Origin of the sequence: Dyella sp., from assembly GCF_036746095.1 — a bacterium.
In the GTDB taxonomy this organism is placed as follows: Bacteria; Pseudomonadota; Gammaproteobacteria; order Xanthomonadales; family Rhodanobacteraceae; genus Dyella_B.
Genome location: NZ_DAIOEU010000040.1, coordinates 1 through 13127 on the forward strand (window position 1 = coordinate 1; position 13127 = coordinate 13127).

A 13127-nucleotide genomic window follows, 5' to 3' on the forward strand; every position below is an offset into this window, starting at 1 on the left:
AGAACGAGCTGGAGATGTTGCCGTAGCTGTTGGTGATGATGCTCATCATCACCAGCCCCGGCACGATGTATTGCATATAGGTGAATTCGCCCTGGATGTTGCCGATGCGGCTGCCGATCAGCTTGCCGAAGATCACGAAATACAGCGTCATCGTGATCGCGGGCGGGATCAGCGTTTGCGTCCAGATACGCATGATGCGCACGATCTCGCGCCGCACGATGGTCTGCAGCGCGACCATATTGCCGGACATATTGCTCATGCTGCTTTCTCCTTGGAATCCTGGCGGCCCGGTTCTTGGCGGCCGTTTTCGACCAGGCGCACGAACAGCTCTTCCAGGCGATTGGTCTTGTTGCGCATCGAGATCACGGTGATGCCGTGCGAGGTGAGTGCATCGAACAATGCATTCATCGCCTGCGTGCGCGGCATTTCGGCTTCCAGCGTGTGCTCGTCGACGCGGCGGAACGTGATGCCCGGCAAACCGGGCAGCTGCTCGGGCAGGTTGTTCACGTCGAACACGAACGTTTCCACGTCCAGCTTCGACAGCAACAGCTTCATCGAGGTGTTCTCCACGATGGTGCCGTGGTCGATGATGGCGATGTTGCGGCAGAGCTGCTCGGCTTCTTCCAGGTAATGCGTGGTAAGGATCACCGTGGTGCCGGCCGCATTGATGCCGCTGACGAATTGCCACATGGAGCGGCGGATTTCGATATCCACGCCCGCCGTGGGCTCGTCCAGGATCAGCAGGCGCGGTTCGTTCATCATGGCGCGCGCGATCATCAGGCGGCGCTTCATGCCGCCGGACAGCATGCGCGCCTGATCCTGCGCCTTGTCCCACAGGCGCAGCTCCTTCAGGTATTTTTCGGCGCGCTCGGCGGCGATCTTGCGCGGGATGCCGTAGAAGCCCGCTTCGTTCACGCAGATGTCGAACGGCTTTTCGAACTGGTTGAAGTTGATTTCCTGCGGCACCAGGCCGATCAGCTTCATCGCTTCATTGCGTTGCTTGTTCACCGATACGCCGAAGATGCGCGCGTCGCCTTCGGTGGAGTTCACCAGCGAGGAAAGAATGCCGATCAGGGTGGATTTGCCGGCGCCGTTGGGGCCCAGCAAGGCGAAGAAATCGCCGGGCTGCACCGTGAGGTTGATGCCTTTGAGGGCCTGGACGCCGTTGCCGTAGGTCTTGCGCAGGTTTTCGACAACAAGTGCGGGAGTGGGGGACATGGGCTGCACCGAGGGGTCTAAGCCTTTTATTATAGCGGGCCTTGTCCCGACGACCGGTTCGGCCGGGCTTACTGACTGTTTCCAGCTGGATACCAATGGCCGAACACTTCACCCTCCGCCTCGTCGATAGCCGCATGCTTGCGCCCAGCGTGCGCCACCTGGGTTTCGAACGAGCCGACGGACAGCCGCTCGCCTTCATTCCCGGCCAGTTCCTGCAGATCCACTTCCACTACGATGACGGCACCGCCACCAAGCGCAGCTACTCGGTGGCCACCGTGGGCGACGGCCATTCGCCGGTGCAGCGCATCGAGATCGCCGTGAGCTACGTCGACGGCGGCGCGGCCACCAAGCTGCTGAGCGGACTGGAAATCGGCGGCACCATCGAAGCCAGCGGCCCCTATGGACGTTTCTGCCTGCAGGATAGCGATACCCATCCGCGCTACCTGCTGCTTGCCACCGGCACGGGCGTCACGCCCTACCGCGCCATGCTGCCTGCGTTCGAAAAGCTGTTGGCAAAAGGCGACCGCGAAGTGGTGCTGCTGTACGGCGCACGCAACGAAACCGAACTGCTGTACGGCGAGGAGTTCGAAGTATTCGCGCAGACGCATCCGGGCTTCTCGTTCTACGGCTGCCTGAGCCGCCAGCCGCGCGCGGTGCCACGGGTCAACGACCGGCCCGGCCACGTGCAAACCGTACTGGCGGAACTGCAACCCGCCGCTGACCGGGACATCGCTTACCTATGCGGCAACCCCAACATGGTCGACGCCGCATTCAATGCGCTGAAGGAATCGGGCCTGCCGATTCCGCAGATTCGCCGCGAGAAATACATCTCGTCGCGTTGACGAGAAACCCCGTGACCATCATTCCCGCTTTCGCGGGAGTGGTCATAGGATTACGTAGCGAAAATATCTTCACGAAAACCTAAAGCGCGCCGGATTCTTGCCGATAAAGCTACTGCGAGGATGCAGCGCACTGCGCAAACGTCATCGTCATGACGTTTCCGAAGCTCTCCGACAAACCTGCCAACCGTCCACGCCCTCCGGACGGTATCGCAGTGCGTCCGGCAGCCAGGTTTCCCGCGACGGAAAGCCAACGCCCCTAAAACAGCCGCCCAGGCATTTGTTTCACAAGGAATTCACGCATCCTACACGTTTGCCGCCAGCAGGCACCCGCGCAGGCTTCTTGACGGTCCTATTGCATGATTTTATGTGATGGGCTTGGCATTTTGATAACAAAACTAGGCGGACGCTCTCAAGCGCCGGTACACCGCAGCCGATGGTGCCTACAGGTACGCGCGATTTGCGCTGGTACCGGTGGAGGGCAGCATTATGCGTGGTGCGCGTTGGCTTGTTCTGGCGGCTTGTTCGGTCGCGATGGCATTCGGCTCATCTGCCGTGAGGGCGGGTGGAGGCGGAACCATTGAAGGGGGGACAATCACATTCGTTGGCTCCATCGTGGAGCCAACCTGCAGTGCAGTAACGACGATTGGTGACTTGAGTCAGATGGTCAGCGCTGCGCAGTTGCATTCGTCACTTCAACGAAGCTGCTCCGGCGCCTCAGTCACGGTCGCAACACCGAATGCGAATGTGTCCCGGCCTTACGAGGTCGACGTCGTGCATCTGTCCAGTTCGGAATCCGACCACGTACTCAACTACTTCGCCAACTATGTCCGCGCTGCCCAGCCTGCTTCGGCTGACCCGGTTCTGGTGACGCAGACCTACGAGTAGCACTCCAGATCTATCGGCAGGTAGCGCGCAATACTTGAGCTTTGGTTTGCGTGCTTATCCATTCTGCCGGGCCAAACGTATCACTGATACGACATTGTAAATGTGGCGGTACCGCAGACTTGCCCTGCGCCAATGGGCGAGCCGGTTGCGTAGTACTGCGCGTAGTAAGTCAGATCGAGCTTGCCGTTGGGCGAGTTGCCAACCGACTGCGCGGTATTGAATTGCACGGGTTGCTGATTGCTTTGCAGCAATTGAATGCCCACATTCGTTGCGGGTGTGCCGGCCGTGCAAGTTGTTGATGGCATGATCACGCCAGTCGCCGCCGCAGGATTGGCTGTGCTCATAGTCATGTAGAGTGCCCAGCCTGACGGACAGGTGTACTGAATGGAAAAAGACTTCTGGCCTGCCACTGAGCCGGTGGTCGATAACGCGTTTGTATCTACGGTTGGCAATGCGACGCTGAGAGTGCTTGAACCTGCTGCGATGTTGCAGGTGCTCATGGATACGCTCACTGCATTTAGCTTGAGCGAGCCAAATGACGATGACGCGCCACTGTAGTAAGTGGTTTGCCCCCCCCACCACCACGGAGGGGGAGCAACCGTGTCGGTTTCGAAAATCTGCAGCAGCGTAAGGCTTGTTATCCTGCCAGGCGAAACAGGCCCGGTCTTGTAGAGCTGTACGGTAAACGTCACGGGGATGGGATTGGGGCTGCAGTTTTGTCCGTTGAGCGTACCGCTATCGAAATTGCAGTTAATGGTTCCCATGGACCAGCCGAAAGTGCCGTTGGGGCCATTGTTTCCGCTAGTTGCTTGAACCGTTTGCGCCGTGAGCAGGACATCGATTCCGGGAACATTGGTCTGGAAAAGAATGCCTTGCCCTCCGGCAGGGGTGTTGGTTGAATCGAGGGGCGCCAGCTGGCCCGCTTGTACGTTGAAACTATCGTAATAATTGGGCGTGTTGTCGTACGTGGTGTTGCAGTTAATGCTAATGGTTGCCTGCGCTGCCGAACCAATGGGGCCATTGCTTTGCCCCGGGCTGATGGCAACGGTCGGGAGGGTGATTGATTTGTTTGACGCGGCACATGCAGGGGACTGGGCCGCATCCGCTGGACGCATCACCACCAACAACAGTCCAAAGGCCAGCAGTAGCGCTGACATGCCCCTGGTTGTAAATGAGGTCAATAGATGGTGTCTCATGCGTCGCTCCTTCAATGGTATGCGGCAGCGACAACAGGCATCGCGCAGACGGCATTGAATTGCTCGTATTGCTTCAAGGTTTGCTCGTGTTTGTCTTTCGGGTCAAGCCGATAATCGAACGAGCACGATTGTTGCGTACCCTTATCGTCCTGCCAGCGCGCGGTCAGCCGGCCAGCCTGATCGACACCGCGCAATAGAAGCTGCCCGGCCTGGCCAACCACACCCAACGAGAGGCCTTTCTCGTTGAACACTTCCGCGCCGAACGGCAGGGCCTGGCCGTCTTTCAGGCGAGCTTGGACGATGAGCGTGCGACCGTTCTCAGTCTTGAATTTCAACATGACCACCGCGCCGGCATAGGGTACGACTTGCGCGCTGGTGGCATCGAGCTGTACGTCCAGCGGCAACCCCTTGGGATCAATCTGGATGGTGTTGAGCTGGTAGGGCGTCAGATACGGCACCACCGCATAGCCGAAGTGATCGACGCGTGCACCTGGCGCATTGGCCAGACGCGCACCGGCGGCGTTCGGCAAATACACGATGCCGACCGTATCGCCGAGCGGTTGGCCGAAAGTGACGCCGCCTGGATGTGCAATCACCGAACCGCTCGTATTGACTGATGCCTGCGAATAGCCGCTGCCGTCGCCGTAGCTTGCATTGAACACCGCATACGGACTGCGGTAGCCCGCGTTCACCGAGCCGGTATTGCTGCCGCCGTTGCTGCTGTGTGTCAACGTTGCGTTGTAATCGAACTGGCTATCGCTGCCCAAGGTGCCATTGAGCATCGCTTGAGTCTGCGAACCCGTCTGCTGGTCATGATTGAAGTTCAGCGTAAAGGTTGGCGAGTTCGTGTTGTGTCCAAGGGGCAGCGTGAAGCTTACGAAATATGCGTTGTCGTAGTGACCTAGCGGGTCTACCGAACGTGTCGCGGAGACGCCATAGGTGAGCTGGCGGAAGTGGTTGTTGTATCCGACCTGAAATTGCGTGTCGTTGCCGCGGCGATTCCAATAGTTGCTCGCGGAAACATTGGCGTAGATCGAACCGCCGACGTGTCCCAGCGGCTGGTTGAGTGAGAGTGTAAAATTGCTGCGCTGCCGCTCCACGCCGGTGGTGGAAATAATGGGATTGGTGGTGAATGCGCTTCCCGTGAGGGCGGCCTGCTGGGCAGGCGTCAACACGCTCTGTACGGGCACGCCATCGATCGTCTGCACAACCGGCTGTGTCGAGACATTGAAAGCATTGATGCCTTGGCGCGCATAACTGCGAGCTTCCTCCGCCTGAGTCAGGCTGAGAAAGCCGCCAGTGGAATAGCGATAGGTGGCGACCGATAGAGTGGTCTGCGTTGAGGGAATGATCTTGCTATAAGTCAGGCGCACGCTCTGGCCCGACTGTGTCGAGTAACCTGGGATATGGGCATTGGCCTGGGTGACGTCCATGGCGAATGCGCCATAGCGCGTATTGATCGCTGCGCCCGCCAGCAGCGCGCCATAGCCTTGTGATCCCGCGATGCCGGCATATCCCGTCAACAGGTTGTTGAAGCCATGCTGCATGGCCGCCTGAAGCACGGCCGGCTTGTCGTGGATCGTTGCATCGCGCAGCTCGCCGATGGCGACGTCAAAACGGGTAACGCCGGGGCGCAGCAGTTGCGCAACCGAGGCATATGGCACGGTAAAGGTGCTCACGTGGCCGTCGGCTTCCGTTACGGTCACTTGCAGATTGCCGCCATAGCCGGTCGGGTAGAGATCGCTGAGCAAGAACGGACCCGGCGACACGGTCGTTTCGTAGATCACCATACCGTTCTGACGCACGGTGATCTTGGCATTGGTCTGCGCGACACCGCGCACCACGGGTGCGTAGCCCTGCAACGACTGCGGCAGCATGCGATCGTCGGTTCCCAATTGCACGCCGCGAATGCCATAGCTGTCGAAGACGGCGCCATCCGTAAAGCTGTCGCCGATTGTCAGGTTTGCGCGCAGCGAAGACAGATCGCGCTGGACGTAGGTATTGATGTTTTGCCACTGGCGGCGGGACGGTGCACTGGCAGTGGCCGATTGCCAGTTGAGGGTGCCATCTTCGCGGAAGTGCCAGGGACCAAGATTGATGCCGCTATTCAATCCCAAATACGAAGTGGTTTGTGTTTCGCCCCGATTGCTGCTGCGGTAAGTGTTGAAGTTGTAGTTCAGCAGCGCAGCGGGTACGCCGGCGTCCCAGTATTCCGGGTTGACGTAACCACGCGCCACTTGACCCATATAGGCCTGCGGCACAGTGACGTCGAGACGCAGCTGCGACATGTCGAATGTCGCAGTCGCTCCAGTGATCAGGCTGCCCATGCTCACGCATGCCTTCGGATCGCTCAGGCTTGCCAGGGTCTCCGCAGATAATTTCGCTGGGTGCAGACCCAATTGATCGAGCAGCTTCCGGTCAATGCACGGTGTGGCGCTGACGTTTGCAGAAGGAGCGGCGAAACGTACGTCGCTGCGGCCAACCCAGACATTATTGAGATAGACGTCCGTGCTGTAGTTGCCCGGAAGCACGGGGTTGCCGTGTTCGAAGCGGGACAGATCCGTGGTGTTCTGCCCGGCACCAGCCAGCAGGCTGCGGTCGAAGTCGGCGTAGCCGCCGCTAGCACTGGCGTCCGCACCGCTGGCAGCGGCCGCAGCGGGAGCGGCAGAAACGCTTGTCCAGCCGCCCAATGCCGCGGCAATGCCCACGCACAGCAACATCTGGCGACACACACCATGTTTGGACACATGAAATGTATGCCGGCGATGCATCACGGCGAGACGTTGCCCTTGAAGGACTGGGTCGCGCCATAATCGTTGACGATGTCATAGGCGATGGAAGTTCCCGCTGCAGGCGCCGTCGTCAGTCCCTTGATCTTGAGGCACAGCGAGCCCAGCGGATCGACCATCCCGATGTCGGCGTCGTACGACTTGCCGCCGGCACCCAATGACAATTTGACGATGGTGACGTGGTAGGGCGTGGGATTGTGTACTTCCAGTGCATAGCCATGGCCATCGGCGACAGCCTTCCAGGTCATTTGTCCCGGGGCCGTCTGCGCACTGCCGGGCAGATGAGCAGGACGATAAAAAAGTTTCAGTCGCGAGCGGATCGCGAACTGCAGCAGGTTCTTGCCGGCCGACTCTTGGCCGCTGGGCTTGGGCGGTATTTCCAATACGTTGAGCCAGAACAGCGATTCACGGTCGGCGGGCAGCGAAGCAGGCGTGGAGATGATGCGCAGGTCCTGATCCTTGTGCGCCTCCATGCGAAATAGCGGAGGTGTAATCAGAAACGGCACACTGACCTTGTCCGGTGTGGATTTGGGGTCGCCGTTGTCGATCCATGCTTCCACCAATGCCGGATGGGCGTTGTCGTTGGTCAACCGTACGGTGACCTCGCCATCCTGGGCCGGAAATACCACGCGCGTCCCGGCAATCAGCACGCTGGCGTTCGCCGCACCGATGAAGAAGCACATGGTTAGCAAGCCCACGCAGATCGCGCGAATAAGGGTATTCATGGACGGACTCTCGGGAATCAGCGAACGGCGGCGCGTGCGGATTACGCGGCGGCGGCAATGACCGCCGCCGCGTGCATGGACTGCGCTTTTCTTATTGATATTGGGTCGTGTAGGTCACGGTCGTGCTCACCTGGCCGGCCGAAGCGGCGGCGGAGGCGTAGTACTGCGCCTGATAGCTCAGCGTGGCGGAACCACTGGCGAGCGTTCCCACAGGCGAATTGGTGATGTTGTTGAGATTGATGACGGCTCCAGTGCCGCTGAGCAGCTGCACTTCGACATTGCCGGCGACCGTCTGCGGAGACGTGGCGGAGGCAATGTTCTTGAGGTTGCCATCAGCAAGGATGTTGCTGCCGCCGAACTGTTCCTGCACGCTGGTCAGGTTCGGATCACAACCGCTTACCTTGATGGTGAATGGGGTGTTGCCGGCAACCGCGCCGGCTGTGCCCAAGGCGTTGGTGAACACCACGGGCAGTTGGACGGTGTTGCTGGCGCCGCCGCCATTCACGCTGAATGCACAGGTGTTGGCGACCACTTTGCCAGTGATGGTGATGGTGCCGTCGGCGGCAGCCACCGAGGTGGAGAACAATGCTGCCGCGCCGAAGACGGTGGCGAGAGCAGCAGACAGAACGATCTTTTTCATGCGGATTCCCTGTTTGAACGGGTAGATGGGCTTTACAGCTATTCGGTAAAAGCGCTTACGGTGGGCCGGCGTTTTCCCGCCCCCTCACGGGCAGGCCCACGCCTTGAGTGGCGATTCAGCAACTTTCAGGCCAAAGCGTGACACCCGTCACATTGTCGGGGAAATCTGAGCTATTTCCCACACAGCTCCTACACGTTTCCAAAACATTTCCGGCTTACTGTCGGGAAAAAGTGTGAACTGCTTCTCCTGACTTAGCGTGGCGCCGTCAAAAAGTGACGTGGCGCGTCAACTGGCATGAGCGATTTACGCGTTTAGGTAGCTAAGTTGTAAAGGATGCTTGACATGAGCAAGTAGCCTTCGTAGGCTTCGTGTCAAGCGTGCTTTACATGTTGACCTCGGAGGGGTGTATGCCACGGTTTTCGCTGAAGCAATATCAGCCGCGAATGTTGATCGCGATGGTGATCTATACGGCTTTCATGCTGTTCGTCTGGCCGCTGGTGGGCAAAGCGACGAGCCTGCCGCTCAAGGGTGTATTGGCGATTGCGGCGACCTTGCCGGTGCTTTATGTCATCGCTCTCATGGCACGGCTGATCCGCAACAGCGACGAACTTGAGCGCTACACGCACCTGGTGGCCTTGAGCACGGCAACGGCGGTGGTCAGCGCGATGACTTTCATAGGCGGTTTTCTGGCCGCGGCGGGTGTGGTGAAGCTGGATGGCTCGACGCTGCTGCTGGTATATCCCGCCATGGTGGTCTGCTACGGACTGGTCCATGGGCGGTTGGTGCGCAGTTATGGTGGGAGTTCGCTGTGTAACCAAGAGAACAGCATCAAACCGTACCTGTATCTGCTGTTGTTCGGTGCGGCGCTGCTAGTCATTGCCTTGCTATATCCGGCCAGGATCAGCGACCCTCACATGTGGTTTCTATATGGAGGGGCAGTGTGGCTGATCAGCTGCGGAGGCTTGCCCATCGCGAAACGCTGGTATAAGCGCAAATACCGTCATGAGTGACTATGCCAAGCCGGTGATATCGGCACCGCAGCAACGACGAACTGCATGAACAACCTGATACGCGAATTGCGCGGCGAGCGCGGTTGGTCGCAGGCCGAACTCGCGCAACAATTGGATGTATCGCGGCAAACCATCAATGCCATCGAGACGGGGAAATACGATCCGAGTCTGCCGTTGGCGTTCAAGATCGCACGCCTGTTCGGCATGCCGATCGAAATGATTTTTGTGCCGGGGGAGGAGTGAGGGAGCCATGGCCTTGAAGGCAAGAACCGGTTTACGCGTGATCGTTGCGGCGATCGCAGTGGGTGTGCTGGCGTACCAGCATTGGCATCATTCAAATGAGTCGGCCACGGCAACGGCGGATGTAGCGCCTGTTGCCGCGCCGGTTGACACCAAGGAGCCGTCACAGCCGGCGCATACCTGGCGACGCGGCTCGCTGACGTTTACGCCGTGCGAGCTTGGCCGTCCCGGCAGCGGCGCGCGTGCGCAAGCATGGTGCAGCACGTTTGACGTGCCGGAAAACCGCGACGATCCGCATGGCCGCCATATCCGTTTGAAGCTTGCGATCGCGCGCAGCGATGCGCAGGTGCCCGAACCGGACCTGGTCACGTTGCTTGCGGGTGGTCCCGGCGAAGCGGCCACCGAGGCGTGGGTGCTTGAAGCGCCCGCCTTCGCCGAAGTGCGCAAGCATCACGACGTGCTGTTGCTGGATCAGCGCGGTACCGGTGGCTCCAATCCGCTGAGTTGCAAGGGCGCGGAAAAAACCTCTGACCAGAACGCCCTGACGCTCGATCTCGACAAGGTACGCAAAGATGTCGCGGCCTGCCTGGGCGAGGTCAAGCAAAAGGCGGATCCGCGCTACTACACCACCACCGTGGCCGTGCAGGACCTGGAAGACGTGCGCAAGGCGCTGGGTTCGCCGTCGCTCGATCTGGTGGGGGTGTCCTACGGAACGCGCATGGCGCAGCACTACCTCAAGCATTATCCGAACAGCGTGCGTAGCGTCGTGCTGGATTCGGTGGTGCCAAACCAGGCCATCCTGGGCGAGGATTTCGCCGGTAATCTCGATGATGCGCTGAAAAGGGATTTCGCCTACTGCACGGCGGTGCCGGCGTGCAAGCAACGCTTCGGCGATTCGATGCAGACGCTGTATCAGCTGCGTGATGCGCTGCGCGCGAATCCGCACAAGGTCAACTTCCGCGACCCGGAAACCTATGAAACGGTGGAGCGTCCCTTGAGCGAGTTCGCGCTCGCCAGCGTGGTGCGCATGTTCGCCTACCAGCCCGAGACGGCGGCACTGCTGCCGCTGTCGATCAACGCGGCCGCGCATGGCGATGTCGGCCCTTTGCTGGGGCAGGCCAAGATCCTCAGCGGTGACCTCAGCGGCGACATGAACAACGGCATGTCGATGAGCGTGATCTGCAGCGAAGATGCCGACCTGCTGCAACCGCGCCCGCAGGACCAGAACACCATCCTGGGCAATCACCTGATCGACGCGATCAAGGCGCAATGCGATGTGTGGCCGCATGGCATGCGGCCCGACGATTTCCATGCGCCGCTGAAGAGCGACAAGCCGATCCTGATGCTGTCCGGCGAACTGGATCCAGTCACACCGCCGCGCTATGGCACGCAGATCCTGCCGGGCTTGTCGAACGGCCGGCAGCTGATTTTCAAAGGGCAAGGGCATTCCCTGCTGGGACGCGGCTGCATGCCGCAATTGCTCGGCAAGTTCATCGACACGCCCGATCCGAAGCAACTGGACGCCAGCTGCCTGGACAAGCTGGGCGAAACGCCCGCCTTCATCGATTTCAACGGAGCGTTGCCATGATCGAAGTGAAGGAACTGCACAAGTATTTTGGCGCCGTCAAAGCGGTGGATGGGGTGAGCTTCGCGGCGCGTGATGGTGAAATCACCGGCTTGCTTGGCCCCAATGGCGCCGGCAAGACCACCACGCTGCGCATGCTGTACACCTTGATGCAGCCCGACAGCGGGCAGGTGCTGATCGATGGCATCGAGGTAGCGAAAGACGCCCTTGCCGTGCGTCGCCAGCTCGGTGTGTTGCCCGACGCGCGTGGCTTGTACAAGCGGCTCACCGCGCGCGAGAACATCGATTACTTTGCGCGGCTGCAAGGCATGGATGAAGCGCTGATCCGCACGCGGCGCGAACAGTTGATCAAGGCGCTTGACATGGCGGACATCGCCGATCGCCGCGTCGAAGGTTTTTCGCAAGGCCAGCGCGTCAAAACGGCGATTGCGCGAGCTCTGGTGCACGATCCAAGGAACGTGATCCTGGATGAGCCCACCAACGGCCTGGACGTGATGGCCACGCGCAGCATGCGCCAGTTCATGCGGCACCTGAAGGAAGAGGGGCGTTGCGTGCTGTTTTCCAGTCACATCATGCAGGAGGTGGCGGCACTGTGCGACCGCATCGTGGTGATTGCGCACGGCCGCGTGGTGGCGGATGAAACGCCCGATGCGCTGCGCGCGCAAACCGGCGAGGCCAATCTGGAGGATGCCTTCGTCAAGATCATCGGCAGCGAAGAGGGGCTGGCGGCATGAACACCACGCTGACTGTGTTTCTCAAGGAAGTGAAGGAAAACCTGCGCGACCGGCGCACGCTCATGAGCGCGTTGTTGCTGGGGCCGCTGCTTGGCCCGGTGATCTTCATCATGATCATGAACGTGGTGCTCACGCGTGAATTGAACAAAGCCGACCAGCCGATCAAGGTGCCGGTGATCGGTGCCGCCTACGCGCCGAATCTGATCGATGCGCTCAAGCAGCAGGGCCTGGTGCCGCAGCCGGGCATTGCCGATCCGGAAGCCGCCGTGCGCAATCGCGATGCCGACGTCGTGCTGCGCATTCCCAAGGGCTTCGGCGATTCCTGGCGCAAGGGCGAGACATCGCAGGTTGAACTGATCTACGACTCATCGCAGCGCGATAGCGGCGGCTCGGTCGAGCGCGTGAAAGGCATGCTGGAAAACTACAGCCGGCGGCAGGGCGCGATGCGGCTGGTCGCGCGCGGTCTTGCGCCGACCATGATGGCGCCGGTGGCGGTCGACGAGCGTGACCAGTCGACGCCGCAATCGCGCGCCGGAATGATGTTCGGCATGCTGCCGTATTTCTTCGTGCTTACCGTATTCATGGGCGGCATGTACCTGGCCATCGACCTGACTGCCGGCGAGCGCGAGCGGCAATCGCTGGAGCCGCTGTTCGCCAACCCGGTGCCGCGCTGGAAGATCTTGCTGGGCAAGCTGGCGGCGACGTGCGCGTTCTCGCTCGTCAGCCTGTTGATCTGCGTGGCGGCCTTCGGCTTCTGCGGCAAGCTGATTCCGATCGAACGGCTCGGCATGCGGATGAGCCTGGGTATTTCCTTCGCCTCGCAAGTGGTGTTGATGATGCTGCCGCTGGTGATGCTGCTGGCGTGCCTGCAGACGCTGGTGTCGGCATTCGCGAAGAGTTATCGCGAGGCGCAGTCATACCAGTCCGTGCTGATGCTGGTGCCGGTCTTTCCGTCGATCCTGTTGAGCGTGACGCCGATGAAGATCGCCGATTGGATGTACTACGTGCCGTTGCTTGGACAGCAGGTTGGCATCATGCAATTGCTGCGCGGCGAGCAGGTTACCGCGGCGCAGATGGCCAGTTGCGTGATCGTTGGCTTGATCGTGGCGTTGTTGGCCATGGTGGCCACGGCATGGGTGTATCGGTCGGAACGGTTGGCTATTTCAGCGTGATGACCTCGATGGCCATCATGCACGCCAAACCCGTAGGCTGGATGACAATCCCAGCTCAAAGGACTGATATGAAGGCTGGCATTGTCATCCC

At 60.2% G+C, this 13127-nt stretch carries 13 protein-coding genes; 7 read left to right on the forward strand and 6 right to left on the reverse strand.

What is annotated here, in order from left to right; translation table 11 throughout:
• Together V7M64_RS15305 and V7M64_RS15310 are read right to left on the reverse strand one after the other, a co-directional pair.
• Window positions 1-259, reverse strand: a 259-nt coding sequence (locus tag V7M64_RS15305) for an ABC transporter permease (RefSeq protein WP_333680229.1), incomplete at its 3' end; no start/stop codon positions are given.
• Window positions 256-1218 carry an ABC transporter ATP-binding protein gene (locus V7M64_RS15310; RefSeq protein ID WP_333680231.1) on the reverse strand — a complete coding sequence of 321 codons (963 nt, stop codon included), beginning with the start codon at window positions 1216-1218 and terminating at the stop codon, window positions 256-258. The genes V7M64_RS15310 and V7M64_RS15305, both read right to left, overlap by 4 nt.
• 95 nt (window positions 1219-1313) lie before the next feature.
• On the opposite strand from V7M64_RS15310, the gene V7M64_RS15315 reads away from it, so the two are divergent.
• Both V7M64_RS15315 and V7M64_RS15320 read left to right on the forward strand, forming a co-directional pair.
• Window positions 1314-2060: an FAD-binding oxidoreductase gene (locus V7M64_RS15315; protein WP_333680233.1), complete on the forward strand. Its 747-nt coding sequence runs from the start codon at window positions 1314-1316 to the stop codon at window positions 2058-2060.
• A gap of 744 nt (window positions 2061-2804) precedes the next feature.
• Complete coding sequence (locus V7M64_RS15320; RefSeq protein WP_333680234.1) at window positions 2805-2945, forward strand: hypothetical protein; 141 nt, start codon at window positions 2805-2807, stop codon at window positions 2943-2945.
• Window positions 2946-3025: 80 nt separating this feature from the next.
• Here the strand turns inward: V7M64_RS15320 and V7M64_RS15325 are convergent, their stop codons facing one another.
• The 4 genes from V7M64_RS15325 to V7M64_RS15340 all read right to left on the reverse strand — a co-directional run bounded on the left by V7M64_RS15325 (window position 3026) and on the right by V7M64_RS15340 (window position 8295).
• Window positions 3026-4141: a fimbrial protein gene (locus V7M64_RS15325; RefSeq protein WP_333680235.1), complete on the reverse strand. Its 1116-nt coding sequence runs from the start codon at window positions 4139-4141 to the stop codon at window positions 3026-3028.
• An 11-nt stretch (window positions 4142-4152) separates the two neighbouring features.
• Window positions 4153-6888: a fimbria/pilus outer membrane usher protein gene (locus tag V7M64_RS15330; RefSeq protein ID WP_333680236.1), complete on the reverse strand. Its 2736-nt coding sequence runs from the start codon at window positions 6886-6888 to the stop codon at window positions 4153-4155.
• Window positions 6889-6911: 23 nt separating this feature from the next.
• Window positions 6912-7655, reverse strand: a complete 744-nt coding sequence (locus tag V7M64_RS15335) for a fimbria/pilus periplasmic chaperone (protein WP_333680238.1) — start codon at window positions 7653-7655, stop codon at window positions 6912-6914.
• A gap of 91 nt (window positions 7656-7746) precedes the next feature.
• Window positions 7747-8295, reverse strand: coding sequence for a fimbrial protein (locus V7M64_RS15340; protein WP_333680240.1), 549 nt, complete (start codon window positions 8293-8295; stop codon window positions 7747-7749).
• A gap of 407 nt (window positions 8296-8702) precedes the next feature.
• On the opposite strand from V7M64_RS15340, the gene V7M64_RS15345 reads away from it, so the two are divergent.
• The 5 genes from V7M64_RS15345 to V7M64_RS15365 are packed head-to-tail and all read left to right on the forward strand — an operon-like array spanning window position 8703 to window position 13036.
• The gene (locus V7M64_RS15345; RefSeq protein WP_333680242.1) at window positions 8703-9305 is read left to right on the forward strand and encodes a hypothetical protein; all 603 of its coding nucleotides are present in this window, start codon (window positions 8703-8705) and stop codon (window positions 9303-9305) included.
• Between the two features lie 45 nt (window positions 9306-9350).
• Window positions 9351-9548, forward strand: a complete 198-nt coding sequence (locus tag V7M64_RS15350; RefSeq protein ID WP_188793503.1) for a helix-turn-helix transcriptional regulator — start codon at window positions 9351-9353, stop codon at window positions 9546-9548.
• Window positions 9549-9555: 7 nt separating this feature from the next.
• The gene (locus V7M64_RS15355) at window positions 9556-11133 is read left to right on the forward strand and encodes an alpha/beta fold hydrolase (protein ID WP_333680244.1); all 1578 of its coding nucleotides are present in this window, start codon (window positions 9556-9558) and stop codon (window positions 11131-11133) included.
• Window positions 11130-11864, forward strand: coding sequence for an ATP-binding cassette domain-containing protein (locus tag V7M64_RS15360; protein WP_333680245.1), 735 nt, complete (start codon window positions 11130-11132; stop codon window positions 11862-11864). The genes V7M64_RS15355 and V7M64_RS15360 overlap by 4 nt, the downstream gene beginning before the upstream one ends.
• Window positions 11861-13036, forward strand: coding sequence for an ABC transporter permease (locus tag V7M64_RS15365; RefSeq protein ID WP_333680246.1), 1176 nt, complete (start codon window positions 11861-11863; stop codon window positions 13034-13036). The genes V7M64_RS15360 and V7M64_RS15365 overlap by 4 nt, the downstream gene beginning before the upstream one ends.
• Window positions 13037-13127 lie beyond the last annotated feature (91 nt).

Bases quoted from the DNA above. Each gene is read 5' to 3' on its own strand.
- V7M64_RS15345 (WP_333680242.1), top strand. From the start codon at position 8,703: ATGCCACGGTTTTCGCTGAAGCAATATCAGCCGCGAATGTTGATCGCG.
- V7M64_RS15355 (WP_333680244.1), top strand. From the start codon at position 9,556: ATGGCCTTGAAGGCAAGAACCGGTTTACGCGTGATCGTTGCGGCGATC.
- V7M64_RS15340 (WP_333680240.1), bottom strand. From the start codon at position 8,295: ATGAAAAAGATCGTTCTGTCTGCTGCTCTCGCCACCGTCTTCGGCGCG.
- V7M64_RS15350 (WP_188793503.1), top strand. From the start codon at position 9,351: ATGAACAACCTGATACGCGAATTGCGCGGCGAGCGCGGTTGGTCGCAG.
- V7M64_RS15310 (WP_333680231.1), bottom strand. From the start codon at position 1,218: ATGTCCCCCACTCCCGCACTTGTTGTCGAAAACCTGCGCAAGACCTAC.
- V7M64_RS15325 (WP_333680235.1), bottom strand. From the start codon at position 4,141: ATGAGACACCATCTATTGACCTCATTTACAACCAGGGGCATGTCAGCG.
- V7M64_RS15365 (WP_333680246.1), top strand. From the start codon at position 11,861: ATGAACACCACGCTGACTGTGTTTCTCAAGGAAGTGAAGGAAAACCTG.
- V7M64_RS15335 (WP_333680238.1), bottom strand. From the start codon at position 7,655: ATGAATACCCTTATTCGCGCGATCTGCGTGGGCTTGCTAACCATGTGC.
- V7M64_RS15360 (WP_333680245.1), top strand. From the start codon at position 11,130: ATGATCGAAGTGAAGGAACTGCACAAGTATTTTGGCGCCGTCAAAGCG.
- V7M64_RS15315 (WP_333680233.1), top strand. From the start codon at position 1,314: ATGGCCGAACACTTCACCCTCCGCCTCGTCGATAGCCGCATGCTTGCG.